This window comes from Brevibacterium sp. LAARM2_SD2 (assembly GCF_057364785.1).
In genome coordinates this window covers 181534-207033 of the sequence record NZ_JBNFOM010000003.1, presented here as the reverse complement: position 1 = coordinate 207033, position 25500 = coordinate 181534, and the positions used below count along the sequence as shown (strand labels likewise).

The 25500-nt window shown below is 68.4% G+C and carries 25 protein-coding genes; 13 read left to right on the top strand and 12 right to left on the bottom strand.

What is annotated here, in order from left to right; all coding sequences use genetic code 11:
* The first annotated feature begins 50 nt into the window (after positions 1-50).
* A complete protein-coding gene (locus AC2W7K_RS03525) occupies positions 51-1319 on the top strand; it encodes an amidohydrolase (protein WP_198499582.1) in 1269 nt (422 codons plus the stop codon).
* A gap of 121 nt (positions 1320-1440) precedes the next feature.
* Here AC2W7K_RS03525 and AC2W7K_RS03520 read toward each other — a convergent pair whose 3' ends face one another.
* Entirely contained in the window at positions 1441-1911 is a 471-nt protein-coding gene (locus AC2W7K_RS03520; RefSeq protein ID WP_486005747.1) for a hypothetical protein, read from the bottom strand.
* Between the two features lie 38 nt (positions 1912-1949).
* Here AC2W7K_RS03520 and AC2W7K_RS03515 point away from each other — a divergent pair, with 38 nt between their 5' ends.
* On the top strand, positions 1950-3188 hold the full coding sequence (locus AC2W7K_RS03515) for a threonine/serine exporter family protein (RefSeq protein WP_486005753.1): 1239 nt from the start codon (positions 1950-1952) through the stop codon (positions 3186-3188).
* A 58-nt stretch (positions 3189-3246) separates the two neighbouring features.
* On the opposite strand, the gene AC2W7K_RS03510 is transcribed toward AC2W7K_RS03515, so the two are convergent.
* Positions 3247-3948, bottom strand: coding sequence for a uracil-DNA glycosylase (locus AC2W7K_RS03510; protein WP_198499581.1), 702 nt, complete (start codon positions 3946-3948; stop codon positions 3247-3249).
* Between the two features lie 187 nt (positions 3949-4135).
* Here AC2W7K_RS03510 and AC2W7K_RS03505 point away from each other — a divergent pair, with 187 nt between their 5' ends.
* From AC2W7K_RS03505 to groL, 5 genes are all read left to right on the top strand, one after another.
* The gene (locus tag AC2W7K_RS03505; RefSeq protein ID WP_198499580.1) at positions 4136-5602 is read left to right on the top strand and encodes an aldehyde dehydrogenase family protein; all 1467 of its coding nucleotides are present in this window, start codon (positions 4136-4138) and stop codon (positions 5600-5602) included.
* Positions 5603-6010: 408 nt separating this feature from the next.
* Complete coding sequence (locus AC2W7K_RS03500; protein WP_137826675.1) at positions 6011-6277, top strand: DUF3263 domain-containing protein; 267 nt, start codon at positions 6011-6013, stop codon at positions 6275-6277.
* A 3-nt stretch (positions 6278-6280) separates the two neighbouring features.
* A complete protein-coding gene (locus tag AC2W7K_RS03495; protein ID WP_198499579.1) occupies positions 6281-6940 on the top strand; it encodes a LytR C-terminal domain-containing protein in 660 nt (219 codons plus the stop codon).
* 278 nt (positions 6941-7218) lie between these two features.
* Positions 7219-7422, top strand: coding sequence for a cold-shock protein (locus AC2W7K_RS03490; RefSeq protein WP_009376446.1), 204 nt, complete (start codon positions 7219-7221; stop codon positions 7420-7422).
* Positions 7423-7956: 534 nt separating this feature from the next.
* Entirely contained in the window at positions 7957-9594 is a 1638-nt protein-coding gene (groL, locus tag AC2W7K_RS03485; protein ID WP_198499578.1) for a chaperonin GroEL, read from the top strand.
* A 105-nt stretch (positions 9595-9699) separates the two neighbouring features.
* On the opposite strand, the gene AC2W7K_RS03480 is transcribed toward groL, so the two are convergent.
* The gene (locus AC2W7K_RS03480) at positions 9700-10467 is read right to left on the bottom strand and encodes a DUF1707 SHOCT-like domain-containing protein (RefSeq protein WP_198499577.1); all 768 of its coding nucleotides are present in this window, start codon (positions 10465-10467) and stop codon (positions 9700-9702) included.
* A 175-nt stretch (positions 10468-10642) separates the two neighbouring features.
* Between AC2W7K_RS03480 and AC2W7K_RS03475 the strand changes: the two genes are divergently transcribed.
* From AC2W7K_RS03475 to AC2W7K_RS03460, 4 genes are all read left to right on the top strand, one after another.
* The gene (locus AC2W7K_RS03475; protein WP_198499576.1) at positions 10643-11392 is read left to right on the top strand and encodes a sulfite exporter TauE/SafE family protein; all 750 of its coding nucleotides are present in this window, start codon (positions 10643-10645) and stop codon (positions 11390-11392) included.
* 172 nt (positions 11393-11564) lie between these two features.
* Positions 11565-12395, top strand: a complete 831-nt coding sequence (locus tag AC2W7K_RS03470) for an OadG family protein (RefSeq protein WP_198499575.1) — start codon at positions 11565-11567, stop codon at positions 12393-12395.
* Complete coding sequence (locus AC2W7K_RS03465) at positions 12395-12622, top strand: RNA-binding S4 domain-containing protein (RefSeq protein ID WP_198499574.1); 228 nt, start codon at positions 12395-12397, stop codon at positions 12620-12622. The genes AC2W7K_RS03470 and AC2W7K_RS03465 overlap by 1 nt, the downstream gene beginning before the upstream one ends.
* Positions 12623-12756: 134 nt before the next feature.
* Positions 12757-13269, top strand: a complete 513-nt coding sequence (locus AC2W7K_RS03460; RefSeq protein WP_232623685.1) for a M23 family metallopeptidase — start codon at positions 12757-12759, stop codon at positions 13267-13269.
* 43 nt (positions 13270-13312) lie between these two features.
* Here AC2W7K_RS03460 and pspAB read toward each other — a convergent pair whose 3' ends face one another.
* The 9 genes from pspAB to AC2W7K_RS03415 all read right to left on the bottom strand — a co-directional run bounded on the left by pspAB (position 13313) and on the right by AC2W7K_RS03415 (position 22631).
* Positions 13313-13909: a PspA-associated protein PspAB gene (gene pspAB / locus AC2W7K_RS03455; protein ID WP_198499573.1), complete on the bottom strand. Its 597-nt coding sequence runs from the start codon at positions 13907-13909 to the stop codon at positions 13313-13315.
* A 99-nt stretch (positions 13910-14008) separates the two neighbouring features.
* A complete protein-coding gene (gene htpX / locus AC2W7K_RS03450) occupies positions 14009-14920 on the bottom strand; it encodes a zinc metalloprotease HtpX (RefSeq protein ID WP_198499572.1) in 912 nt (303 codons plus the stop codon).
* Positions 14921-15051: 131 nt separating this feature from the next.
* On the bottom strand, positions 15052-15336 hold the full coding sequence (gene pspAA / locus AC2W7K_RS03445) for a PspA-associated protein PspAA (RefSeq protein WP_198499571.1): 285 nt from the start codon (positions 15334-15336) through the stop codon (positions 15052-15054).
* Complete coding sequence (locus AC2W7K_RS03440; RefSeq protein WP_171007134.1) at positions 15336-16082, bottom strand: PspA/IM30 family protein; 747 nt, start codon at positions 16080-16082, stop codon at positions 15336-15338. Before AC2W7K_RS03440 ends, pspAA begins: the two co-directional genes overlap by 1 nt.
* Before the next feature lie 397 nt (positions 16083-16479).
* The gene (locus tag AC2W7K_RS03435) at positions 16480-16767 is read right to left on the bottom strand and encodes a WXG100 family type VII secretion target (protein ID WP_198499570.1); all 288 of its coding nucleotides are present in this window, start codon (positions 16765-16767) and stop codon (positions 16480-16482) included.
* A gap of 370 nt (positions 16768-17137) precedes the next feature.
* A complete protein-coding gene (locus tag AC2W7K_RS03430; RefSeq protein ID WP_198499569.1) occupies positions 17138-19228 on the bottom strand; it encodes a trypsin-like peptidase domain-containing protein in 2091 nt (696 codons plus the stop codon).
* Positions 19225-21012, bottom strand: coding sequence for a sensor histidine kinase (locus AC2W7K_RS03425; protein ID WP_198499568.1), 1788 nt, complete (start codon positions 21010-21012; stop codon positions 19225-19227). Before AC2W7K_RS03425 ends, AC2W7K_RS03430 begins: the two co-directional genes overlap by 4 nt.
* A 30-nt stretch (positions 21013-21042) precedes the next feature.
* On the bottom strand, positions 21043-21798 hold the full coding sequence (locus tag AC2W7K_RS03420; protein WP_137824402.1) for a response regulator transcription factor: 756 nt from the start codon (positions 21796-21798) through the stop codon (positions 21043-21045).
* Positions 21799-21971: 173 nt separating this feature from the next.
* Positions 21972-22631 carry a CGNR zinc finger domain-containing protein gene (locus tag AC2W7K_RS03415; RefSeq protein ID WP_232623684.1) on the bottom strand — a complete coding sequence of 220 codons (660 nt, stop codon included), beginning with the start codon at positions 22629-22631 and terminating at the stop codon, positions 21972-21974.
* Positions 22632-22769: 138 nt separating this feature from the next.
* On the opposite strand from AC2W7K_RS03415, the gene AC2W7K_RS03410 reads away from it, so the two are divergent.
* Both AC2W7K_RS03410 and AC2W7K_RS03405 read left to right on the top strand, forming a co-directional pair.
* Complete coding sequence (locus tag AC2W7K_RS03410; protein ID WP_198499567.1) at positions 22770-23729, top strand: EamA family transporter; 960 nt, start codon at positions 22770-22772, stop codon at positions 23727-23729.
* 84 nt (positions 23730-23813) lie between these two features.
* Positions 23814-25493: an ABC-F family ATP-binding cassette domain-containing protein gene (locus AC2W7K_RS03405; protein WP_198499566.1), complete on the top strand. Its 1680-nt coding sequence runs from the start codon at positions 23814-23816 to the stop codon at positions 25491-25493.
* The last annotated feature ends 7 nt before the right edge of the window (positions 25494-25500 follow it).

The window sequence follows — 25500 nt, the reverse complement described above, 5'->3', positions numbered from 1 at the left end:
TCGTGGCGTAGACTCGTCCCGTCGCGAACCACCGCCGTCGAAGGAGCACGATGTATCGTTCGGTCCCCGTTCCCCCTCGCCACGATGTCGCCATCACCGGTGCCCGCATCCTGCCGATCGCGAACGCCGACGGCACCCGGGCCGAACCGATCGAGACCGGCACGATCGTCCTCTCCGACGGCGTCATCACCGCCGTCGGCGCCGATGTCGAGGTCCCCGAGGGTGCTGAGGTCATCGAGGCCGCCGGCCGCTGGGTGCTGCCGGGCTTCATCGAAGCCCACGGCCACCTCGGCGTGCATGAGGACGGCGAGGGCTGGTCCGGTGACGACACGAACGAGATGACCGACCCCAACGGCGCCGGGCTGCGGGCGCTCGACGGCATCGACCCCGCCGACCTCGGCTTCAAGGACGCGCTGCGCGGAGGGGTCACCTCGGCGCTCATCAAACCCGGATCGGGCAACCCGATCGGCGGGCGCACCGCCTTCGTCAAGACCTGGGGACGGATCGTCGACGAGATGCTCGTGACCGAGGACCTCTCGGTGAAGTCCGCGCTCGGGGAGAACCCGAAGCGGGTCTACGGAGACAAGAAGGTCACCCCGTCGACGCGGATGGGCACCGCGAAGATCATCCGCGACGCCTTCGTCGACGCGCAGAACTACCAGGCCAAACGCGCCCATGCCGAAGCCGAGGGCACCCCGTTCGAACGCGACCTCGTCAGCGAGACCCTCGCCGCGGTCCTCGACGGCACCCTCGCCTGGGACCAGCACTGCCACCGCGCCGACGACATCGCCACCGCGATCCGACTGTCCGAGGAATTCGGGTACCGGCTCGTCATCAACCACGGCACCGAGGGCCACAAGATCGCCGACTACATCGCCGAGAAGGGCATCGACGTCATCCTCGGACCCCTGATGACGAGCCGGTCGAAGGTCGAGCTGCGCGACCGGACGCTTGCCACCGCGGCGGCGCTCGCCGAGGCGGGGGTGCGCATCGCGCTGACGACCGACCATCCGGTCATCCCCATCAACTTCCTCATCCACGAGGCCTCGCTCGCCGTCAAGGAGGGCCTCGACCCCGTCGTCGCCCTCGAGGCGCTGACGATCAACCCGGCCGCGATCTTCGGCCTCGACGACCGCCTCGGCTCGCTGGCTCCCGGCCGGGACGCCGACCTCGTCCTGTGGTCCGGTGATCCCCTCGACCTCGATTCGCGGGCCGAGCAGGTCTTCGTCGACGGTCGCCGGGTCTACGCATTCGACGCCGACACCGGCACCGCCGAGGTCGCCGACCCCTTCGGCCCGACTCTCATCAGCGAGCCGTGACGCAGAGGCCCCCTGACCGCACCGGGAACGGAGCCGACGAGGCGACTCCGGTCGACGCGAACGAGGCCACGACCGCCGAGGTGTCCGTCGAGGCGACGACGACGGCCACCGAGGTCACCGCCTACGAGGTCATCGTCGAATCCGCCGCGGCCGCCGCCGAGGCCGAGGACGCGACGACCGCGGACATCCCCCTCGACCGGGGGCAGGGCGCCGAGGTGGTCCGCGACCAGGAGCAGGCGACGGGACCGGTGAGGAACCGGGAGCAGACCCAAACCGGGTCGACGGCGCTGCGCGAACTCCTCGAACGCACCCGCGCACAGCGTCTGGCCGAACTCCAGAGCACCGGTGCACCCAAGCCGCGCGGACCGAAACCCGGAAAGCCGCGCACCGACACGACCCTCGGCGCCTCCCAGCGGGTCGCCCAGCGGGTGGCCCGGCGCACCGTCGGCCGGCTCGTCACCGGCACCTCGGTCAACACCCAGCCGGTGCCGATCATCACCGCCCTCAAGGGCACCCCGTACCAGGCGCCCGTGCAGGCGAGCGAACCGAGCGAGGACGAGGCGCGGATGATCCTCGACCTCGCCGCCGACATCGCCGCGATCATGATGCGCGCGCGCCGGCACGAACGACATCGAGGTCTCCGTCATCGCCGCCTGCACGGCGTGCGGACTCGCGACCGCGGAGATCGACCTCACCTCGAACACCCTCGTCGTCCACTATTCGACCTCCGACGGGCGCCTGATGACGGTGATGCGGGTCAACCGCGGCGAGTCGACGCACTACGCGAAGCTCGCCTCCGTCCACAAGCTCGTCTCCGACCTCGTCGACGGCCGCATCGGCTTCATGGAGGCCCGCAGCCGCCTCGACGCGATCCGCTCCCAGCGGCGGCCGTTCAAGGAATGGTTCGTCACCGGGGCCTGGGGGATGATGGTCGGCAGCCTCGTCCTCCTCCTCGGCGGGGGTGCGATCGCGATCGTCCTCGGCATCGCGATGGCCGTCTTCATCTTCGAACTCGGCAAGCTCATCGGCCGCACGAGCCTGCCGTCGTTCTTCATCACCGCGCTGCAGGCGGCGATCGGCACCCTTGTGGCGATGGCGGCGGGGAACTTCGGACTCATCGACTCCCCGCAGTACCTCGTCGCCGCCGCGATCGTCCTCCTCCTGCCCACCCAGGCCCTCTACTCCGCCGTCCAGGACGCCCTGACGAACTTCCCGCTCACCGCCGCCGGGCGCCTGGTCGGGGTGTTCATCTCCTTCGCCGGCATCGTGTCGGGACTGGCGTTCGGGGTCGTGTGCGGGCAGGCGCTGGGCATGCAGCCGATCGAGATCCTCGTGCCCCGCTCCGGGGTCCACGTCGTCGCCGTCATCGTCTCCCTCGGCGCCGCCGCGATCGTCGCGATGGCCGGTGCCGTGGGCATGCAGGCCTCCCGCCGGTTCATCCTGCCCGCCGCCTTCGTCGGCCTCGCCTCGTTCATCACGATGACCTCGCTGACGCTGCTCGGCCTCGACAACGTGCTCGCGAGTCTCCTGTCGGCGACCGTCGCCGGGTTCCTCGCCCGGCCGCTCGCACTGCGGCTCGGGGCGCCGGCGATCGTGCTGACGATTCCCGCGATCTACACCCTCCTCCAGGGGCTCTCGATCTTCACCGCGGTCTACCGCATCGTCGCGGAGACGGAGACGACCTCGTTCGCCGTCGGTCTCTCAGCGCTGTTCACCGCGATCCTCGCCAACGCCGCGCTTGCCGTCGGCGCCGTCCTCGGCAGCTACCTCGCCCGGCCGCTCAAGGGCCGCAAGGCGGAGAAGGTCGCCGATTCGGTGCGCGCCGGGGACACGCCGACCGGTACGGACACCGGCCCGGCGCAGGGCTGAGCGGGTCTGCCCCTGCGCGGGCAATGCCCGGCGGACTTCGTGTCACGCCGGCCGCGCGTCACGCCTGTGCGGGCAGTCGCCAATCGATGGGGTCGAGGCCCTTCTGCGCGAGCAGGTCGCTCGTCCGGGAGAACGGCCGGGATCCGAAGAACCCGCGCGAGGCCGACAGCGGTGAGGGGTGCGCGGATTCGATGATCGCGACCTCGGCGGTGCCCGAGGTGAGCAGGGGAGCGAGGTTCCGGGCGTCGCGACCCCAGAGGATCGCCACGAGCGGCTGGTCGCGAGCGACCAGCGCCCGGATCGCGTGCTCGGTGATCGCCTCCCAGCCCTTGCCGCGGTGGGAGGCCGGCTGACCGGGGCTGACGGTGAGGACGCGGTTGAGGAGCATGACGCCCTGCCGCGACCAGGCGCGCAGGTCTCCGTGGGCGGCCGGGGGCACGCCGAGGTCGTCCGCGAGCTCCTTGTAGATGTTCGTCAGGGACCGCGGCAGGGGCCTGACCTCGGGGTCGACGGAGAAGGAGAGCCCGATGGGATGGCCGGGAGTCGGGTAGGGGTCCTGCCCGACGATGAGGACCGTGACCTCGGACAGCGGTTCGGCGAATGCCCGGAACACCGCGTCACCGGCGGGCAGGTACGATCGGCCGGCGGCGATCTCGGCGCGGAGGAAGTCGCCCATCGCGTGGATCCCGGCCTCGGAGTCGGCGAGGGCCTCGGCCCAGTCGGGGGACATGATCGTGCTCAGCTGCGCTGTCGAGGTCATGTCCGCGAGTCTAGCGAGGACCGCCTCGGCGCCGAGAATCCCACCGCGCAGACCTGCTGTGCACCGCGCGCAGATCGGCTGTGCGCGATCGCGCAGACCCCAGCCGTTCAGCTCCGGCGGCGTCAGAGCTATGCTCGAGACAGCGAGTTCATCGAAGAACCCCTGACTGGCGAGAGGACAGCGAAGTATGTCGGAATTCCCCGAGGCCAAGGCCTGGAAGATGCTCATCGGCGGAGAATGGGTCGACGCCCTCGACGGAGGCACGCACGACGTCATCACCCCCATCGACCGCAACGTCGTCATCGCCACGGTGCCCGAGGGCAAGGAGGCCGACGCCGACCGCGCCGTCAAGGCCGCACGCGCCGCGTTCCCCGGCTGGGCGGGCCTGCCGTTCAAGGAGCGGCAGAAGCTGCTCATCAAGTGCGCCGACGCGCTCGAGGCCGGGTCGGAGGAGCTCGCCGAGCTCACCGCACTCGACACCGGCAACGCGATCCGCACCCAGGCGCGCCCCGAGACCGTCATCCTCGCCGACCTCTTCCGCTACATGGGCGGCGTCGCCGGGGAGGTCAAGGGCACGACCCTGCCGGCCGGTGACAAGCAGTTCCAGTACACGAAGCGCGTGCCCCTCGGCGTCGTCGCCGGCATCCTGCCGTGGAACTCGCCGCTGATGATCGCGGCGTTCAAGACCCCGGCCGCGCTCGCCGCCGGCAACACGATCGTCCTCAAGTCCGCCGAGGACGCCCCGCTGACCATCCTCAAGATGGCCGAGCTCATCGCCGACATCCTCCCGCCCGGCGTCCTCAACGTCGTCACCGGCAAGGGCTCGGTCATCGGCGAGGCCCTCAACGTCCACCCCGACGTCGACAAGCTCTCCTTCACCGGGTCGACGAACGTCGGCCGCCACGTCGCCGAGGTCGCCGGTCATCGCCTCGCGCATTCGTCGATGGAGCTCGGCGGCAAGAGCCCGAACATCATCTTCCCCGACTCCGATGACGAGGACACGGTCGAGCAGGTCCTCCTCTCGACGCGCTTCGCCCGGCAGGGCCAGTCGTGCACGATGGGCTCGCGCCTCTTCCTCCACGAGGACATCTACGATTCGTTCCTCGAGAAGCTCGTCGCCGCGGTGGCGAAGATGAAGGTCGGCGACCCGCGCGACGAGGAGACGGACATCGGCGCGATCATCAACCAGAAGCAGTACGACCAGGTCGAGAACTACATCGAGATCGGCAAGGGCATGGACGGCGTCGAGGTCGCCTACGACGGCCACGGCGAGCTCAACGTCGGCGAGCCCGGCTTCTACCATGCGCCGGTGATCTTCTCGAAGGCGCAGAACGACTGGCAGACGAGCCAGGAGGAGATCTTCGGTCCCGTCCTCTCCGTCATCCCGTGGAAGACCGTCGACGAGGTCATCTCGATGGCCAACACGAACGAGTACGGCCTCGCCGCCTACGTCTTCACGAAGGACCTCGATTCGGCGCTGACGATGGCCGACCGGATCGAGTCCGGCTGGATCCAGGTCAACCAGGGCGGCGGGCAGCTGGCCGGACAGTCCTACGGCGGCATGAAGAACTCGGGCTTCGGTCGTGAGGCCTCGCTTGAGGGCATGCTCGAGGGCTTCACGCAGATCAAGCAGGTCAACATCCGGATCCGCTGAGCGCCCGGCTCAGCCGCGTGCTGGCTCGGCTGCTGCGGCTCGGCTGCGCCGGTGACCCACAGAGGGCAGGGGGATTGATCCCCTGCCCTCTGTCGCGTCCGGGCGTGGCCGCGCGGTCGAGTCCGTGTGCCGGTGAATGCGGGCGCAGGATTCCCTCGCCGAGGCGACCGACCGATGTGATGTCCATGACCCTTGAGCGCCCGCCTCGGCGCTCGTCGGGGGCGGGCGACGGACAGGGCAGACTGCCCCGTGATCGCGCATGAGCGCTGGTCGCGCGGTGCTCACGGTGGTGACCGGGCGGTGCGGCCGGCCCGCTGCGGCGCGGAGGCGGGCGTGCCGAGAATGACAGCCGTGTCATTCTCCCGATAGCATAAGCTCAAAGAAAACTCGTGAAGGAGCAGACCCCCTATGCCGCAGAACGATGGCGCCTCTGAACTGAGTGAGCTCGAGGTGTCCGTTTTGGAGTTCGAGCGGCGCTGGTGGAAGTACGGGGGAGCGAAGGACCACGCGATCCGCGAGCGCTTCGACATGTCCGCCACGAGCTACTTCCAGATCCTCAACTCCCTGCTCGACAATCCTGCGGCCCTCGCAAGCGACCCCATGCTCGTCAAGCGCCTGCGACGCATCCGCACCACGCGCCAGAGCGAACGCGCTCAGGCTCGCGTCTCGAGGTGACATATGGCTGACGACTACGACGACATCGAACCGGGCCGCCGCAGCGGAGCTCATCGCCAGGAGGCGGCCGCTTCGTCGAACGTCGGCGCGATCGTGCTCGTCATCGTGCTCGCCCTCGTGGCCGTGCTACTCGTCGTCGCGGCCATCAACATCATCACCTCGTCGATGCGCAATCCCGAGTCGAACGTCGCCGAGCCCGCGCCGGAGACCTCGGCGCCGGCGACCCCGACGCCCTCGGAGAGCGAAGTCAGCGTCGCCGACTCCTCGCTCACCGTCGACGTCCTCAACGGCTCCGGGGTCTCCGGCGTCGCGCGGGACTTCTCCTCGGTCGTCGAGGAGGAGGGCTGGACCGTCGGTCAGGTCGGCAACTACTCGACGGCCCGCAGCGACTCGGTCGTCTATTACCGCGACGACGCCGATGAGGCGCAGGCCCAGCTCGTCGCCGATGCCCTCGGCATCGAGGCCACCGAGCAGTCGAACGACTTCACCGCCGACCTCACGGTGCTCATCTGCTCGGACATCGCCCAGCGCGGACCCGCTTCGAGCGGCGGCGAATCCGCCGGCACCGAGGAGTCGGGAGCCCAGGGCGGCGGATCGACGGCCGCCGACGGCGCTGGAACGACCGGTGGCGATTCGACGGACGGCAGCCTCGGCGAGGGCTGAGCACTGCGCGACTGACCAGGGTGAACGCCGCTGGAATTCAAATGTAACGAATTGATAACAGTGTTGAGCGAACCTGAGACGCGCACCACGCTGGGGTAGAGTTTTACCAGCTAGGCAAGCACTGCACCTTGTGTTCTGATCGTGCTTCACCGAGATCAATCTCCAGAGGTCAATGAGAGAAATCGCGGGGTCTGTTGAGGTTTACTAGCGTTCGCTCTTCGCCACTGAGCTGTGGGGTCGGGCGAATTTCAAATGACACTGCATTTTATGGAGAAGCAATGGCACAAGGCACCGTCAAGTGGTTCAACGCCGAAAAGGGCTACGGATTCATCACGCTCGAAGGCGATGGCCAGGACGTGTTCGTTCACTGGAGCGCGATCCAGATGGACGGCTACCGCTCGCTCGAAGAGGGCCAGCAGGTTGAGTTCGAGGTCGGAGAAGGACAGAAGGGTCCCCAGGCGGAATCCGTCACCCTCCTCTGATCGTCTCTGATCACATCCGAGTCGGGAGCCTGAGGCTGTCGCAGCATCGGGTCGGCGGTCTGCGCTGATCGTCGACCCCCGAGCTGCTGCGGATCATTCGCTCCGACGTGGTTTGAACGCCGTCGACCGCCGAACGGTCGGCAACGAGAAGACGCCGAGTCGCACGCGACTCGGCGTCTTCTGCGTCGCGGGCGGGGCGCCGGGGACGGCGTTGTCGGCCGTTGATGTCCGGTCGGCCGCGCCCGCTCTCAAGGGCCCGGTGTCGGGCGTTCGCGCTGAGCCGAACACCTCGGCGATGCCCGGAAACGCGCCTGACGAAACGCCCGGAATCACGGGCGTCGGCAGGATTTCGTTTGCACTCTCCCCCTGAGAGTGCTAAATCTAGTACTGGTGAAAACCACGGGATTTCATCAGTCGTCTCGAGAGCGTGGTCCCTGTGTGGAATGGAACATGCGGACACACTCTCTGCCGTCGCGGGCGCTGACGACTGCTCTGCGATTCCAGTCCACTCCATCAGGGAGGATCTAGGCCACTATGGCAAAGATGATTGCATTCGACGAAGAAGCTCGTCGGGGACTCGAAGCTGGTCTCAACCAGCTTGCGGACGCGGTCAAGGTGACTCTTGGACCCCGCGGTCGCAACGTCGTGCTCGAAAAGCAGTGGGGCGCACCCACCATCACCAACGATGGCGTGTCCATTGCCAAGGAGATCGAACTCGAGGATCCCTACGAGAAGATCGGCGCTGAGCTCGTCAAGGAAGTCGCCAAGAAGACCGACGACGTCGCCGGCGACGGCACCACCACCGCCACCGTTCTCGCTCAGGCACTCGTCCGCGAGGGTCTGCGCAACGTGGCAGCCGGTGCTGACCCGCTCAGCCTCAAGCGCGGCATCGAGAAGGCCGTCGCGGCCGTCACCGATGTCCTGCTCGACAACGCCATCGAGATCGAGACGAAGCAGCAGATCGCTGCGACCGCCGGCATCTCCGCCGGTGATCCCGCGATCGGTGAGCTCATCGCCGAGGCGATCGACAAGGTCGGCAAGGAAGGCGTCGTCACCGTCGAGGAGTCCAACACCTTCGGACTCGAACTCGAACTGACCGAGGGCATGCGCTTCGACAAGGGCTACATCTCCGGTTACTTCGTCACCGACACCGACCGTCAGGAAGCTGTCCTCGAGGATCCCTACATCCTCATCGTCAACTCGAAGATCTCCAACGTCAAGGACCTGCTGCCCGTCCTCGAGAAGGTGCAGCAGACCAACAAGCCGCTGCTGATCATCGCCGAGGACGTCGAGGGCGAAGCCCTGGCCGTGCTCGTGCTCAACAAGATCCGCGGCACCTTCAAGTCCGTCGCCGTCAAGGCTCCGGGCTTCGGTGACCGTCGCAAGGCGCAGCTCGCCGACATCGCCATCCTCACCGGTGGCCAGGTCGTCTCTGAGGAAGTCGGGCTCAAGCTCGACAACGTCACCCTCGACCTGCTCGGCACCGCACGCAAGGTCGTCGTCACCAAGGACGAGACGACCATCATCGAAGGCGCCGGTGACGCCGACGAGATCGCCGGCCGCGTGGCCCAGATCCGTGCGGAGATCGAGAACTCGGACTCCGACTACGACCGTGAGAAGCTGCAGGAGCGCCTGGCCAAGCTGGCCGGCGGTGTTGCCGTCATCAAGGCCGGAGCCGCGACCGAGGTCGAGCTCAAGGAGACCAAGCACCGCATCGAAGACGCCGTGCGCAATGCGAAGGCCGCCGTGGAAGAGGGAATCGTCGCCGGTGGCGGCGTCGCTCTCATCCAGGCCGGCAAGCAGGCGTTCGACGACCTCTCGCTCACCGGCGACGAGGCGACGGGTGCGAACATAGTCAAGGTCGGCATCGAGGCGCCGCTCAAGCAGATCGCCACGAACGCCGGACTCGAAGCCGGAGTCGTCGCCGACAAGGTCGCGAACCTCGAACCGGGCTGGGGCCTCAACGCCGCCACCGGTGAGTACGAGGACCTGCTCGCGGCCGGCATCAACGACCCGGTCAAGGTGACCCGCTCGGCTCTGCAGAACGCAGCGTCGATCGCCGGTCTGTTCCTCACCACCGAGTCGGTCGTCGCCGACAAGCCCGAAAAGGCCGCACCGGGTGCTGACGCAGCCGCTGCCGGCATGGAGGGCATGGGCGGCATGGGCTTCTGACCCACGCCCGCCAGGCACTGAGAGAGCCGTGCCATCACCCGCAGGGGTGGTGGCACGGCTCTTCTCATTCCTGCACTTGGCTGACCTGCACTCGGCCTCGCGCGCTCAGTCCCAGGGGTTGCCGCGCCGGCGTCGCCGCTCTTCCCTCCGCCGTCGCAGTTCGTCGGTCGACGGCTCCTGCCCGGGGGCGTAGGGCGGGGCGAGCGGGTGGGGAGGCTGGAGGCCGTGGCCGAAGTTCTCCTCGTAGTCGTCGTCCTGTCGCGGCTGCTCCTCGAGCTGGCGCTTCGCCTCCTCATCGCCGAGGTGGGCCCGGGCGCGCTTCGTCAGCTCCTGTTTGCGTTTGCGGATGATCTCCTCTTTGCCGGTCATCTGCGCGACCGCGCCGAAGAACATCGGGCCGAGGATGAAGATCGGCCAGAAGAAGATGAGGCTGCCGGCGAACAGACTCGTCGCTCCCCAGATGAGCAGCATGAAACCGGCAGGACCGGCCATGAGACCGATGAGGGCGCGTTTGACGCGGTCGCGGTAGAACTTCTCCGCGGCTTCCTGGATCTGCTCGGGCGTGATCGGAATCCGATCATCGCTGAGCTGAGCCAGCGCGCGAGCCCGGCTCGCCTCGTCGAGGTGGTCGGGATCGACGGGTTCGGCCTCGGCGATGACGAGATCGTCGATGAGCGACGGGATCTCTCCGAGGGTCTTCACCCGCGCCGCCGCCTCGGTGCGCTCATCGAACTCCCCGGCATCGATCTGACCGAGCGCATACGCCTCGGAGAGCACGTCGGTGACCACGGCTCGATCGGCATCGGAGGCTCTGACCTGCCCGTAATCGCGCGGGTCGGCGCTGAAGCGGGACCAGAGTGGACGACTTTCCATCTGTCTACTGTAACCCCGCTCCCACGGCCGCAAACCTGGGACGTCGCGGCGAATGCGGCGAGAGAATCTCGTCCGCGACAGCGGCTGTCCGGTCGCGGAGACTCGTCTCCCGACGGGGCGACTCACGGTGCGGGCGCCCCCGCTGAGCGGGGGCGAAACCACTACACTTGCTCAGGTGGAACCTGTGGTCGTGCTCATCCTCGCAGCGGTCTTCATCGGGGCACTCGCACAGCGCATCACCGGAATGGGCTTCGGCCTGGTCTCCGGGCCGTTCCTCGTCCTCCTCCTCGATCCCGTCTCCGGGGTCCTCCTCGTCAACCTCTGCGGCATCGTCGCGGCCGCCACCGTCTTCGCGCGGACATGGCGCGAGGTCGAATGGCCGGTGTTCTGGAAGCTCGCGGTCGGCACGGTCGTCGGCACGGTCCCCGGGGCGCTGCTGACGACGGCGCTGCCGACGGCGTCGCTCCAGGTGCTCATCGGCGCCCTCATCATCGCCTCGCTCGCCGTCTCCCTGCTCATCGGTCGGGTCGGGACGACGATGCCGGCGAACTTCGGCACGCAGTTCTCGGCCGGCTTCGTCTCCGGCACGATGTCGGCAGCGGCCGGGGCCGGCGGACCCGCGGTGAGCGCGTATGCGGTGCTCACCCGGTGGGAGCACCGGCCGTTCGCGGCGACCCTGCAGCCGTTCCTCGTCGTCGGCACCGCCTCGGCGATCATCGCGAAGGTCATCGTCGACGGCGGGGTGTGGCCGCAGCTCGACCCGGCCATCTGGATCGGGATCGGCATCGTCCTCGTCGCCGGCCTCCTCGGCGGGGATCTGCTCGCACAGAAGGTCGCACCGACGGCGGCGCGGATCGCGATGATCGTTCTCGCCTTCGGCGGGGGAGCGGCGACGCTCGCCAAGGGCCTCGGCCTCTTCGGCTGACGACGCTGCGGGGGCATCGCGCTGACCCTGTCTGCGCAGGCCCGCTAACACCCTGCGAGCACCCAGGGGTGCAGGCCGGACAAGCGGAGGCGGCATGCGGGGTTGGCTCAGTCGCTTGCCAGTTTCGTCGGGCATACTGGACAGTGATCCGTCCATCTGGGAGGCATTGATCGTGGGAACAGTATTCCTGCTCATACTCATCGTTCTCGGCACCATCTTCTTCGTCGGCTACCGCAAGGAGAAGAAGCGCAAGCAAGAGCTTCACGCAGCGGAACTCGAACTCGTGAAGAAGGCAGCGGAAGAGGACGTCACCGAGTTCGGTGAGGAAGTCGCCGAACTCGACATCATCACGTCCGGAGTCGAGCTCGACACCGGTGGCCAGCAGGACTACAAGCAGGCCCTCGACTCCTACGACGTCGCGAAGGAGACGCTCGAGAAGGTCGACGAGCCCACCGACATCCGCCACGTCACCGAGGCGCTCGAGGACGGCCGCTACGCCGCGAAGTGCGTGCGCGCCCGTGTCGAGGGCAAGCCGCTTCCGGTGCGCCGCCCGCCGTGCTTCTTCAATCCGCAGCACGGTCCCTCGGTCGAGGACATCGACTGGGCTCCCGCCGGCGGTCAGCTCCGGCCTGTTCCCGTGTGCGCCGCCGACGCCGAGCGCGTCGCCGTGGGCGCCGAACCCGCCGTGCGCAAGGTCGTCACCGGTGACGGTCAGACCCGCCGGGCCTACTGGGAAGCGGGACCGGCCTACGCCGAATACAACCGCGGCTACTTCAACTCCTACGCCGGATCCGGTCTTCTCCCCGGCGTCCTCATGGGCGCCATGCTCTTCGGCGGCATGGGCGGCGGCTGGGACGGCTCGTACGCCGACGGCTACCAGGACGGCATGGGCGCCGACGGCGGCGGTGACGCCGGAGGCGACATGGGCGGCGGAGACGGCGGAGGCTTCTTCGACGGCGGTGGCGACGGCGGCGGCTTCGACTTCGGAGGCTTCGACTTCTGATGGACGTCGTGACCATCCGCGACGAGACGATCAGGCTCGGTCAGCTCCTCAAGCTCCACGGCGTCGCTGAACACGGCGCCATGGCCAAGGACCTCATCGCTGCCGGTGACGTCCGGGTCAACGGCGAGGTCGAGACCCGCCGCGGGGCGACGATCCGTCCCGGCGACCGCGTCGAAGCCCTCGGTGAGGCCTTCGAGGTCGAATCCGAAAGCGCCGGCGAAGCGTAGGCAGAGCCGCCAGGCAGCGGTCGCCGATGATGAACCGGGCCACGGGAGAGGGACTCGATCTCGACTTCCCGTTCCGCGGCCGCTGGCTTGTCCAGAACAGTCCAGCCGATCGTCTGCCCAGTCACGGAACCACAGTGTTCGCGACTGGGCAGGCGATCGATTTCGTACCCGTCGATGACACGGGGAGGACCGCGCGGTTCACCCTCACCTCACTGCTGGCCCCGGAACCGCCGCAGCGCTTTCCCGGCTTCGGCCGCACGCTGCTCTCGCCCGCGAACGGCACGGTCGTCGCCGACGGTCACCCCGACCATCCTGCACACCGTGGACTGCCGTCGCTGAGCTATCTGGCCGCCCAACCTCGCCGCCTGCGCCGCGGGTGGTCTGCGCTCGCCGGCAATCACATCGCCATCGACGTCGGCGGGATCGTCGTCGTCCTCTGCCACCTGCGAAAGCACAGCACCGAGGTGGCCCTCGGGCAGTCCGTCCGCCTCGGTGAGGCGGTGGCGGAGACGGGCAACTCGGGCAACAGCACCGAACCCCACCTCCACATCCAGGCGATGGATCGCCTCGACCCCGAACGCGCCGACGCGGTGCCGCTGCACTTCCGCGGCCGCCTGCCCCGCAACGGCGAGATCATCGAGGCGTGAGCGCAGCGACGCGGTCGGCTGTCGCACCGCGCCGGACGAGGTGTCAGCTGTCGAGGGCGCGGGGGGTCTCGTCCATGCCCGGCGCATCCCAGAGCGGGGACCAGCGGGACATGTCGTCCTCGAACGGCAGCTCGCCGGAGAGGATGCCGCGGACCTGGATCTCGAGCGCATTGTCCCGCTGCCGGGGGCCGGTCGGGGCGAAGGGGTAGAACGTTCCGCGCTTGTACTGGTAGACGAGGGCAAGGCGGCGCCCGTCCGGGTGCGCGAAATAGACGGTCGAGCACAGAAGCATCGTGTCGAAGCCCTGATTGACGAGGGCGGAGTTGACGGCGTGGAGGTTCGTCACGAGGTTGACGGCGTCGCCATCCGCGTCGGAGACGACCTGCCACGTGTAGCCGAAGCCGTCGTTCGTCTGCCGCACACTCGCGGCCGGGTCCGAGCCGATGAGGGCGACGCTCTCCTGCTCGGCGGAGTCGAACGCCGCGCCCTCGACCTGGCGGAAGACGACGGCACCGACACCGGTCGGGACGAATCCTGTCGCCGCCTGCAGGGTGAGCGCGGCCGGTGGAAGCGCGAAGAGGTCGTCGAGGTTGGCGCGTTTGGGTTTGGAGCGTCCCAGGATGGCGTCGAAGAAGCCCATGAAACTCCTCATCGGTGGTGGTCGGTCAGTGGTGGATTCGTCGCCGGTCAGGCGGTCGGTCGCAGTGCTGCCGTGGTGCCCGTCAGCCGGGGCGTCGGCTCACTCCGGCTTCGACAGCTGCGCGGAGATCTTCGCGAGCTGAGCGAGCCGCTTGTCGAGCGAGGGATGGGTGGAGAAGAGCTCCCCGAAGCCCGAGCCGCCGTGGGCGGCGGGGATGAGCGCGAGATGGTTCGCCGAGGCGGTGGCGCGGAGGTCCTTCTCCGGGATCTTGTTCATGTCTCCGCTCAGCTTCGTCAGCGCCGAGGCGAGCACCGACGGGCGGCCGGTGAGGAGCGCGGCCGCGCGATCGGCGGCGAGCTCGCGGTAGCGGGAGAGGCTGCGGATGAGGAGGAACGAGAGTCCGTAGACCACGGCTCCGACGAGGATGAAGAGGAGCTGGATCGGGATGCCGCCGTTGTTGTCGCGGCGCCCGCCGAGGGTCATGTAGTAGCCGGCGCGCATCATCAGGGCGGCGACGACGCCGGTCACTCCCGCCACCGTCATGACGGTGACGTCACGGTGGGCGACGTGGGAGAGCTCATGGGCGAGGACGACCTCGACCTCTTCGCGATCGAGGTTCTCGAGCAGACCGCGGGTCACGCAGACCACGGACCGCTTCGGGGAGCGCCCGGTGGCGAAGGCGTTCGGCGTCGCCGAGTTCGACACGGCCACCCGCGGCTTCGTCGAATCGGAGAGCTGTGTGAGGCGGTCGACCATCGTGTGGAGTTCGGGGGCCTCCTCGGGGGTGACCTCCCGTGCCCCCATCGCCTTCATCGCGATGGAGTCGGAGAAGTACCACTGGAAGAAGAACGCCCCGATGCTGACGACCACCGCGATGATGACTCCGGTCGTGCTGCCGCCGAGCATCCACCAGATGGCGAGGATGAGGACGACGTAGATGAGGCCGTTGAGGAAGATCGTCCACCCCATGCGCATCGTGAGCCCGCTGTCCTTGACGAAACGGTTGGACATCCTCATTCCTCTCTGGTGTTGCAGGTCCGGCCCACTGCCTGGTGAGCAGGCAATGGGCCGGAGGTGTCATCGTCGAACCGGTGCACCGGCGTTCATCGGGATCGTGCTGCGGGGCCGGAGGCCGGTCCGGCTCACGCGGGGTCGGGGATGAACCCTTCGCCGGTGAGCAGCTCGGCGATCTCCGTCAGGGTCGCGTCGACGAAGGGCACGACGACATCGCTCGATCCGAGGTAGTCATCGGAGACGGGCGTGCCGTGGCTGATGACGTAGTCGTGGAGCGCGTTGAGCGCGGACTTCGCCTCCTCCTCGTCACCGGATTCGACGGCGTGTTCGACCTGGTTGTCGTACTTCTGCAGAAGCTCCTGGTCGACGTTCGCGACGTCGTACTGGCCCTCGCCCATGATGCGGATGATCATCACTGACCCTCGCCTTCGAGCGATTTCTGGTTGTTCTTCTCCTGGCCGGCGGGCAGCGATTCGCGCATCCGGGCGAGCTCCATCTCGACGTCGTTCTCGCTGGAGAGGGCATCGAGCTGGGCGCTGATGTCGTCCTTCGACGAGCCGGTGACGTCCTCGAGGGCGCCGGAGGCGATGAGTTCGTCGACAGCGCCGGCCCGTGCCTGCAGGGCCGCGGTCTTGTCCTCGGCGCGCTGGACGGCGAGTCCGACGTCGCCGAGCTCTTCGGAGATGCCCGAGAACGCCTCTCCGATCTTCGACTGCGCTTCAGCGGCGTTGTAGGTGGCCTTGATGGTCTCCTTGCGCGTGCGGAAGGCATCGACCTTCGCCTGCAGCCGCTGCGAGGCCAGCGTGAGCTTCTGCTCCTCGCCCTGGAGGCCCTCGTGCTGGGTCTGCAGGTCGGTGATCTGCTGCGAGAGACCGGACTTGCGGGTCAGAGCCTCACGGGCGAGGTCCTCACGGCCGATCTCCATGGCCTTCTGGGCCTGCCCGGAGAGCTTGTTCTGCTGCTGCTCGAGCTGATTGATCTGCAGTTCGAGGCGCTTGCGGCTGGTGGCGACGTCCGCGACGCCGCGGCGCACCTTCTGCAGCAGTTCGAGCTGCTTCTGGTACGAGTAGTCGAGGGTTTCATTGGGGTTCTCGGCCTTGTCGAGGGCCTTGTTCGCCTTCGCTCCGAAGATCGTCGCGATTCGTTGGAAGATGCTCACCGTTGTCGACTCCTGCTCTGGTCCTGGTCCGACGAGTGCGGTCGGAAACCTCCGGGTGCGGAGTGTCCCGGCCTCGATCGCCGTGAACTATCCCCTTCAGCCTACTCAAAAAGGCTGATAGTTTCCCAGATGTCGGCGAGGGAGAACTACAGATGACTCAGCGTGTCGCGCACGTGCGGACAGCGCGGATTCACCCCCTGATGCGTGACGGCGGACTTGTGGTCGGACTCTGTCGGCCCGCCCCTCAGTCCGGCCTGCGCTCCGGGTGTCCTTGAGGACCCGATCACGGCGCTCGGTTCTGAACCGGTCACGGTGCGAGGAGACGCGGCCGCAGTGCTCGCTCTTGGATCGCTCACGGCGCGAGGAGGTGCAGCCGGAGTGCTCGCTCGTGGATCGGTCACGGCGCGAAGAGACGCGAGTTCGCCGCCTCGACCTCGGAGTACTGGGTGGCTGCGGTGCCGAGCGCACCGTGGATCGAGGTGAGCGATTCGAACAGCTGCTTCTGAGCCCCCTCCCACTGGTTGATCACCGCCTGGAAGTTCTGGGCGGCGCTGCCCTTCCAGCACTCCTGCAGGGTGAGCAGGTTCCGCAGCATCGTGTTCGACTCGGCGATGAGTGCCTGGGACGATGCGGCGGTCGCCGTGGCCGCGGACGAGACGCGTTCGGCGTCGACTTCGAAACTCATGATCTCTCCTCTGATGGTCGGCGAATCGTGGATTCCGCCGTGCTGCGCGAGCGCACCGGGTCAGTGCGGTGACCACGATCCTCATCGGGCGGTCACGGTCGCAAGGGCGTGGAACATCCCTGTGGATACGTGCTGAGCGTCCACAGTCGTCTCGCACACGAGTGTGTGCGTCCTCCACCGCCGCACGAACGCGAGTCACACCCGCAGGCGACCAAGCAGAGCCACACGGGCCCGGGGGAGAAGCCAGCGAGGGGATGTCGCACCTGGCGAGCTGGTGCGCGGAAGTGTCGCCACGCGAACGGCGCCTCCCCGAGTGGGGAGACGCCGTGTCGCAGACGCGCAGCGCCGAGGCGGCCTCGGCGCTCGAGCCTCACTTCAGTTCGAGGGACACCTGGAGGTTCTGCTCCTGGCCGCCGCGGACGATCGTGAAGTCGACGGGAGTGTTGACCGGCTGAGCGCGGACGAGGGCCTGCAGCGACACTGCGCTGTTGACCTTCGTGCCGCCCACGGCGATGACGTCGTCACCGTCCTGGAACCCGGCCGCTGCGGCCGGCGATCCTGCCTCGACGGTCTGCACCTTCGCGCTGGCGCGGGTCACTCCGCCGCTGTTGATCTGCCCGTCGGTGAGGGTGACGCCGAGGAACGGGTGCAGAGCCTGGCCGGTCGCGATGAGCTGATCGGCGATCGACACCGCCTGCGAGGCGGGGATCGCGAAGCCGATGCCGATCGACCCCGACTGCTGTCCCTCCTCGCCGGAGCCGAGTGAGGCGGCGGCGGAGTTGACGCCGATGAAGTTGCCGTTGCCGTCGACGAGCGGGCCGCCCGAGTTGCCCGGGTTGATGGCCGCATCCGTCTGGATGGCGTTCGTGATGGTCAGCTCCCGCTGCTGGGCCGAGGCGTCGTCACCGATGTTCTCCGTGGTCACCGGCCGGTCGAGGGCGGAGACGATGCCGGTGGTCACCGAGTCGGCGAGTCCGAGCGGGTTGCCCAGCGCCATCACGGGATCGCCGACCTGGAGTGCCTTCGAATCGCCCACCGGCAGCGGCGTGACGTTCTGCGGAACCTGATCGAGCTTGATGATCGCGATGTCGGTCGAGGGGTCGCGCCCGACGATGCTCGCTTTCATCGCCGCGCCGCTCTTCATCGTCACCGTGAGCTCTCCGCCTGCGGTGTCCGACGGCGCCACCACGTGGTTGTTCGTGATGACATGGCCCTGGTCGTCATAGAGCGATCCCGAGCCGAGCGCGACGGGACGTCCGCCGACACCGGCCTGGATCGAGACGACGGCCTCGGAGGCCTGCTTCGCGACCTGAGTCCAGTCGGGGGTCTCGATGGTCTGCTCGGCGACCTTGCGCGGGGCGTCGTCCTGGAGGGCGTTGACCGCGTAGCTGCCGCCGAACGCTGCGCCTCCGCCGATGAGCGCGGCGATGAGGGCGATCGCGATCGTCGCCCCCCAGCCCGGTCCGCGCTTCTGGCGCCGAGGCGGTGCTCCACCGCCGTACGGACCCTGATCGCCGGGTCCACCGGGGCCTGACGGGTTCGACCCGTAGGCGGCGGATCCGTAGCTCCCGGAACCGTAGGCGTTCGAGCCGTAACCGCCATACGGTGAGGCCTGCTGGGACCCTGCGGGACCGGTCGTCGCCGAACTCGAACCGGCAGCGGCACCGGCTGCCGCGCCGGCACCCGCCGCCGCGCCGAAGGTCGCGGTCGAACCGGTCGTTCCCTGCTGCCCGGTCCCTGCACCGTACTGGCCCGGTTGTCCGGACCCCGCACCGTACTGGCCTGGCTGTCCGGACCCCGCACCGTGCTGACCCGACTGTCCGGATCCCGCACCGTGCTGACCCGAGCCCGCCCCGTGCTGGCCCGAGCCGGGCGTCGGATTCTGCCCGTACCGGTCGGCACCGGACTGTCCGGACGCCGAGGCGCCGCCCGCGCCCTGCTGGCCTGCGGGGCTGAAGGGACTCGAGGCGCTCGGCTGGTTCGACGACCCGTATCCCGAGGATCCGTAGCCGGACTGGCCCGAGCCTGACTGCTGGCCTGACTGCTGGCCCGAGCCAGGCTGCTGGCCCGAGCCCGACTGCTGGCCGGGGCCCGAGAGGTGGCCGCCGCTCGCATTGCCCTGCGGTGCTCCGGTCACTCCTCGCGAGTTGTCCCCAGGCGTCTGCGCATAAGTCGGCTGCACCCGAGTCGTGTCCTCGCCGCGACCGGTCCCGGGCTGTCCCTGGCCAGGCGCGGCGGGGAAGCTGCGCGTGGAGGGATCGGGCTGCCCCTGACCTGAACCCGGCTGGGACGGGTCGGACGCGGTTGCGCCGTCCCGCCTCGGCGAGGCCCCCTGATCGGAGGTCGGGAAGGTGCGCGGAACGTCCGATGACGCACGGGAACCGTCGGTGGGGAACGTCCGGTAGTCGTCGTCTCCGTGGCGTCCCCGGTTGCGGGGAGTGTTGCCGTCGTTGCTGCTCATCGCTCGTCCTTTCGCGCGTCTGGAGCACTGTCTTCGTTATCTGGGATGGGCAGGTCGACGCGGAAGGTCGCGCCGCCCCCGGGTGTCTGCTGCACGGAGATGACTCCGTGGTGGTTCTCGACGATCGCCTTGACGATCGAGAGTCCGAGGCCGGATCCGCCGGTGTCGCGGGTGCGTGAGACGTCGAGCCGGTAGAACCGTTCGAAGATGCGGGGGACGAGCTCGGGGTCGATGCCCTCGCCGTGGTCGCGGACCTCGAAGCGGACGCGTCCGTTCGGGAAGCCGCGCAGCGACTCGTCGACGGCGACCGTGCCCGCCGCCGTGACGTTGGGGACGATTCCCGCCGGCTCCTGCGCGTCGGCAGGCTCCGCTCCGCTCGCGTCGCCGCGACGGAAGATGCGGACTCCGCCGGTGACGAAGCCGCGCTCCCGGGACTTCTCCTTCGCCCCTGCCTTTCCGCTGTCGTCCGAGCCGGTGGTGCCGGCCTCGGCCGTGGGGTCCTCGGGGAGTCCGACGACGCCGACGGCGAACTCGATCGCCGCGTCCTCCGGGGTGTGGCGGACGGCGTTGCCGGCGAGGTTGACGATGACCTGGCGGATCTTCGACTCCGAGCCGCGGATGAGCGGCACCGGGGAGGCATCGTCCCCGTCGAGGCCGACGAAGCTGATCTCCCGGTCAGGGGCCTGCGCGGCGGCGTCGGCGGCGGCGTCGCGGACGACCTTGAAGAGGTCGATCGGGCCGATCTCCGTCGGGCGCTGCTCGTCGAGCCGGGCGAGGACGACGAGGTCGTCGACGAGGACGCCCATGCGCTTGGCCTCCGACTCCATCCGCTCCATCGCCTGCGCGATGTCATCGGGCTTGGTGATCGCTCCCTGACGGTAGAGCTCGGCGTAGCCGCGGATCGTCACGAGCGGGGTGCGCAGCTCGTGCGAGGCGTCGGAGACGAACTGTCGGATCCGCTTCTCCGACCGCGTCTGACCGTCGAAGGAGTCCTCGATGCGACCGAGCATCGTGTTGAGCGCCGCCGAGAGCCTCCCGAGCTCCGTGTTGCGGGGGAACGTCGGCACGCGCTGGCTGAGGTCGCCGCCGGCGATCCGCGAGGCCGTCTTCTCGATGTCGCGCAGCGGGCGGAAGGTGTTGTTGATCGCCCAGTAGCCGACTCCGGCGACCATCGCCAGAGCGAGGAGGCCGATGCCGATCATCGTGTTGCGGGCGCGCTCGTTGATGTTGTCGATCTCGCGGTCGAAGGGGACCGCGATCGCCACGAGCACGTCGGTGTTCTGCACCTTCATCGCCCGTGCCCGCCACTGCGACTTCGTGCCGGACACCGTGAACGGCCGGCCGCCCTGCGCATAGACATCGGATTCGGTGATCGGCGGCAGCACCGGCTGATTCTTCGGCTCGGGCGCCACGGGATCGCTGATCGCCTTGCCGTCGGTCGAGTAGAACTGGACGTAGAAGCCGCCGGGCAGGAGGCTCTTGAGCTCGTTCCACGAGTTCGAGTCGATCGTCGTCGCACTGCCGTCGCCGCCGGATTCGGTCGACTGCAGCTGCGCCGGGGCGAAGACATCCTGGTAGGCCTGCTTCGCGAGCGTTTCGGACGCGCTGATGAGCCGCTCGTCGGTGCGCTCGATGAGACTGTCGCGCAGGTTCTCGAGCACCCACGCGCTCGTCCCCGAGAGAACGAGCAGCATGAGCAGCATCATGATCCCCAGGAGCTTGGTGGTCAGAGACCACTCCTCCCAGAAACCGGGTCGGGAGGGACGGGTGTGTTTTGTTGCCACGTGAGTAATCTAGCGCCCGTGCTTGGGCGACTACTTGGATTCCGGTGTGCGCAGCATGTAGCCGACGCCGCGCTTCGTCTGGATCATCGGCGTCCACTCCATCTCCACGGTGTGACCGGCGGCGTCCGTTTCCGGGGTGACGTCGATCTTGCGTCGCAGGTAGGAGATGTAGGACTCGACGATTCCCGTGTCGCCGCCGAAGTCGTATTCCCAGACATGGTCGAGGATCTGCGACTTCGAGAGCACGCGGTTGGCGTTGAGCATGAGGTAGCGCAGCAGCTTGAACTCGGTGGGGGAGAGGTCGATGAGGATCCCCGAGCGGCGCACCTCGTGGGTGTCGTCGTCGAGTTCGAGATCGCCTGCCACGATGACGGCGTTCTCCTCGTCCTCGAGGCTGCGGGTGCGGCGGAGGACGGCGCGGATGCGGGCGACGACCTCTTCGAGGCTGAACGGCTTCGTCACGTAGTCATCGCCGCCGACGGTCAGCCCCGTGATCTTGTCAGAGGTGTCATCGCGGGCGGTGAGGAAGACGACGGGGGCGTTCATCCCGATCTGGCGGAGGCGCCGGGTGACGGTGAAGCCGTCCATGTCCGGCAGCATCACGTCGAGGACGAGGAGGTCGGGGGTGGTCTGCTCGGCGAGGCGCAGGGCCTCGGCGCCGTTGGCTGCCGACACGACGTCGAAGCCGGCGAAGCGCAGGCTCGTGGAGAGGAGTTCGCGGATGTTGGGCTCATCGTCGACAACGAGCAGAGTGGCTTCGATGTCGGTGTCGTTCTGTGTAGTCATGACTTCAGTGTGAAGAGCGAGTCTGGGAGCCAGGTGAACGTTGCCTGAATGCGATTGTGACCTCCGTCACTGAAAAATTCCCAGAAAAGTCCATTCGAGTCCCCTGAGGGGCTTCGGCTCTCAGGATCGGAGTGGTGAATTGCGGGATTTTTCAGCCTGCGAGCAGGTCGGGTTCAGGAGGCGTGGTCGCCGGCGTCGCTCTGGCGGGCGCGGAAGGCGGCGACGTGGGTGCGGTTGGCGCAGTTGCCGGTGTCGCAGAAGCGCTTCGAGCGGTTGCGGCTGAAGTCGGCGAGGTAGGCCCGGCAGTCCTCGGCCGCGCATCGGCCCAGGCGGTCGAGGTCGCCGGAGCGGATGAGGTCGATGAGCACGAGGGCGACATCGGCGGCGACGCGGTCGGCGAGGCTCGCCGTCGCGCCCACGGCGTGGAGGTGCCAGTCCCAGTCGCCGTGGCGCACGAGCTGCGGCAGCGCGTCGGTCTCGCGCAGGGTGAGATTGACCTCCTCGACGATGCGCCGCTCGAGGGCGTCGGCCGCCGAATCTCCGTCCGGATCGGTGTCGCCGGCCGCGTTTGTGCCGACGGCCGCGGGCACGGAGTCGAGGCCCGCCTCGAAGGCGGCGGCGAAGCGCTCGCGCAGGCGGCGCGTCTCCTCGACGTCGGCCTTCGTCGCCGTGAGCGGCCCGGAGAAGTCGTGTCCGGCGGCGAAGTCGCGGAGGCCCGCGGTCGTCGTCAGCTGATCCCCGTCCGCGGCGATGCCGCCCGCGGTGTTGAGGAGGTCGACGAGCATCGTGAGGTTCGAGCGGATGTCATACGCGAAAGTCATGATGCCTGCCATTGTGCCACATCGCGTAAGGAGCAAAATGCACTTGACTCATTTCATGGCGGTGGGAAATACTGGCGATGGACACGTCCACCACCAACTCGGCGCGCTCATCCGACCGCGTCGACCGCACCCGATATCAGGAGGCTGAGAATGACCCGCACCGTCGTCCTGGGGTTCCTCCTCACCCTGGCCTCCGCCTTCTTCTTCGCCGTCTCCGGGCCGATCGCGAAGACGATGTACGCCGTCGGGTGGACGCCGGGCGCGGTCGTGCTCATCCGCCTCATCGGCTCAGCGCTCCTCCTGCTCATCCCCAGCCTCATCGCGCTCCGCGGACGCTGGAGTGAGGTGCGCACGCACTGGAAGACGGTCCTCACCTACGGGCTCGTGTCGATGGCCGGCGTGCAGGGCTTCTACTTCGTCGCCGTCGAACACCTCACCGTCGCCGTCGCCCTGCTCCTCGAGATGACGGCGCCGATGCTCATCGTGTTCTGGATCTGGGGTCGGACCCGGACCCGTCCGGCGACCGTGACGTTCATCGGGGTCCTCGTCTCGATGGTCGGTCTCCTCCTCGTCCTCAACCTGCGCGGGGCCTCGATCAGCGTCCTCGGTGTCGTCATGGCGCTCGCCGCCGCCGTCTGCCTCGCCTCCTACTTCCTCGTCTCGGCGAAGGACACGATCAATGTGCCGCCGGTGGCACTGACCGGACTCGGCATGGGCGTCGGCGCGCTGACCATGGGTCTCATCGTCCTCCTCGGCGTCATGCCGTGGGGTGCGGCGACGACGGACGTCGACTTCGGGGGCCTCCAGGTCTCGTGGGTGCTGCCGATGGCGCTCATCATCCTCTTCACCGCCGGCGCCTACATCACCGGCATCCTCGGCCTGCGCTACATCGGCGCGACCGTCGGCTCGTTCGTCAACCTCATCGAAGTGCCCTTCTCCGTCATCGTCGCGTGGCTCCTGCTCGCCGAGCTGCCCGCGCCGATCCAGCTCTTCGGCGGCGTCTTCATCCTCGGCGGCGTCGTCTTCATCAAATGGGGCGAGGCCCGGCTGGCCCGGCGCATCGCCACCCGTGAGGTCGTCGCCCGCTCCGGAGCCCTCGCCGAGGTGTGAGCGGGCGAGGCGCGTGCGTCCCGGTTGCCCGCAGGGTTGCTGGGGGCGGAGGGCGCCTGGGTGCGGCGCTGATAGCGTGAGGCCATGGGCCATATCGACATCAACGACGTTGCGTACACCCTCGCCGACGGCAGACCGCTGCTGTCGGGGGTGTCGTTCCGGGTCGGCGACGGGGCGAAGGCGGCGCTCATCGGCGCCAACGGGGCGGGGAAGACGACGCTGCTGCGCATCCTCACCGGTGAGCTGTCCCCGGAGTCCGGGTCGGTGTCCCACACCGGCAGCGTCGGTCTGATGCGCCAGTTCATCACCGCCGACACCGTCGCCGAGGCGCTCGAAGAGCTCGCACCCCAGCGGATCCAGCGGGCCGCCGCCGTCGTCCGGCGGGCCGAGGAGCGGCTGCTCGGCCCCGACGGAGAGGCGACCGAGGTCCAGATGGCCTACGCGAACGCCCTGAGCGAATGGGCGGATGCGGGAGGCTACGACGCGGAGGTCCTCTGGGACACCTGCATCACCTCGGCGCTGGGGATCCCCTTCGACCGGTGTCGGGACCGGGCGATCGCGACGCTCTCGGGCGGGGAGCAGAAGAAGCTCGTCCTCGAGGCGCTGCTGCGCGGACATGACGACGTGCTCATCCTCGACGAACCGGACAACTTCCTCGACGTGCCGGGCAAGCGGTGGCTGGAGGCGCAGCTGCGGGAGACGGACAAGAGCGTCCTCTTCGTCTCCCACGATCGGGAGCTGCTCGCGCAGGCCGCGACGGAGATCATCACGCTCGAGCTCTCCGCCGCCGGCAACACCGCCTGGGTGCATCCGGGCGGGTTCACCTCGTATCACGCGGCGCGGGTCGCCCGGTTCGACCGGCTCGAGGAGCTGCGCAAACGGTGGGATGAGGAGCATGCGAAGCTCAAGGCTCTTGTCCAGATGTACAAGCAGAAGGCCGCGTACAACTCGGATATGACCTCACGGTACCGGGCGGCGCAGACCCGACTCGAGCGGTTCGAAACCGCCGGCCCGCCCGAGGCGATGCCCAGGGAGCAGAACCTCGGGATCCGCCTCGGCGGGGGTCGGACGGGGAAGATCGCGATCGTCGCCGACGCACTCGAGCTCACCGACCTCATGCTGCCCTTCGACCTCGAGGTCCACTACGGCGATCGGGTGGCGGTGCTCGGGTCGAACGGGTCGGGGAAGTCGCACTTCCTGCGCCTGCTCGCCGCCGGCGGCACCGATCCCGAACCCGAGCATCGGCCGGTCAGCGACATCGACATCCCCGCTGTCGCCCATGAGGGTCGGGTGCGGCTGGGGGCCCGGGTGCGGCCCGGCTGGTTCGCGCAGACCCACGGGCGGCCCGACCTCGTCGGACGGACCCTGCTCGGCATCCTCCATCGGGGCGACGAGCACCGCAGCGGGCTGCCGCGCGAACCCGCGTCACGGGCGCTGGCCCGCTACGAACTCGCCGGGGCCGCGGAGCAGACCTTCGACTCGCTCTCGGGCGGGCAGCAGGCGCGGTTCCAGATCCTCCTGCTCGAACTCGCCGGCGCGACACTGCTCCTCCTCGACGAGCCGACGGACAACCTCGACCTCGTCTCCGCCGAGGCGCTCCAGGATGCGCTCACCGCCTTCGACGGCACGGTGCTCGCGGTCACCCACGATCGCTGGTTCGCCCGTGATTTCGATCGGTTCCTCGTCTTCGGCGCCGACGGGGAGATCTACGAGTCGAACGAGCCCGTCTGGGACGAGGGACGCGTGTCTCGCGCCCGAGGGTGAGCCTCGC

What these genes read in the sequence shown, in the direction of transcription:
- AC2W7K_RS03490 (WP_009376446.1), top strand. Translation starts at nt 7,219, where the DNA reads ATGGCACAAGGCACCGTCAAGTGGTTCAACGCCGAAAAGGGCTACGGA.
- AC2W7K_RS03405 (WP_198499566.1), top strand. Translation starts at nt 23,814, where the DNA reads ATGGGCCATATCGACATCAACGACGTTGCGTACACCCTCGCCGACGGC.
- AC2W7K_RS03480 (WP_198499577.1), bottom strand. Translation starts at nt 10,467, where the DNA reads ATGGAAAGTCGTCCACTCTGGTCCCGCTTCAGCGCCGACCCGCGCGAT.
- AC2W7K_RS03520 (WP_486005747.1), bottom strand. Translation starts at nt 1,911, where the DNA reads ATGTCGGCGGCGAGGTCGAGGATCATCCGCGCCTCGTCCTCGCTCGGT.
- AC2W7K_RS03415 (WP_232623684.1), bottom strand. Translation starts at nt 22,631, where the DNA reads ATGGCAGGCATCATGACTTTCGCGTATGACATCCGCTCGAACCTCACG.
- AC2W7K_RS03510 (WP_198499581.1), bottom strand. Translation starts at nt 3,948, where the DNA reads ATGACCTCGACAGCGCAGCTGAGCACGATCATGTCCCCCGACTGGGCC.
- AC2W7K_RS03420 (WP_137824402.1), bottom strand. Translation starts at nt 21,798, where the DNA reads ATGACTACACAGAACGACACCGACATCGAAGCCACTCTGCTCGTTGTC.
- AC2W7K_RS03435 (WP_198499570.1), bottom strand. Translation starts at nt 16,767, where the DNA reads ATGAGTTTCGAAGTCGACGCCGAACGCGTCTCGTCCGCGGCCACGGCG.
- AC2W7K_RS03430 (WP_198499569.1), bottom strand. Translation starts at nt 19,228, where the DNA reads ATGAGCAGCAACGACGGCAACACTCCCCGCAACCGGGGACGCCACGGA.
- AC2W7K_RS03500 (WP_137826675.1), top strand. Translation starts at nt 6,011, where the DNA reads ATGCCGCAGAACGATGGCGCCTCTGAACTGAGTGAGCTCGAGGTGTCC.
- AC2W7K_RS03525 (WP_198499582.1), top strand. Translation starts at nt 51, where the DNA reads ATGTATCGTTCGGTCCCCGTTCCCCCTCGCCACGATGTCGCCATCACC.
- groL (WP_198499578.1), top strand. Translation starts at nt 7,957, where the DNA reads ATGGCAAAGATGATTGCATTCGACGAAGAAGCTCGTCGGGGACTCGAA.
- htpX (WP_198499572.1), bottom strand. Translation starts at nt 14,920, where the DNA reads ATGTCCAACCGTTTCGTCAAGGACAGCGGGCTCACGATGCGCATGGGG.
- AC2W7K_RS03505 (WP_198499580.1), top strand. Translation starts at nt 4,136, where the DNA reads ATGTCGGAATTCCCCGAGGCCAAGGCCTGGAAGATGCTCATCGGCGGA.
- AC2W7K_RS03410 (WP_198499567.1), top strand. Translation starts at nt 22,770, where the DNA reads ATGACCCGCACCGTCGTCCTGGGGTTCCTCCTCACCCTGGCCTCCGCC.
- pspAB (WP_198499573.1), bottom strand. Translation starts at nt 13,909, where the DNA reads ATGGGCTTCTTCGACGCCATCCTGGGACGCTCCAAACCCAAACGCGCC.
- pspAA (WP_198499571.1), bottom strand. Translation starts at nt 15,336, where the DNA reads ATGATCATCCGCATCATGGGCGAGGGCCAGTACGACGTCGCGAACGTC.
- AC2W7K_RS03465 (WP_198499574.1), top strand. Translation starts at nt 12,395, where the DNA reads ATGGACGTCGTGACCATCCGCGACGAGACGATCAGGCTCGGTCAGCTC.
- AC2W7K_RS03495 (WP_198499579.1), top strand. Translation starts at nt 6,281, where the DNA reads ATGGCTGACGACTACGACGACATCGAACCGGGCCGCCGCAGCGGAGCT.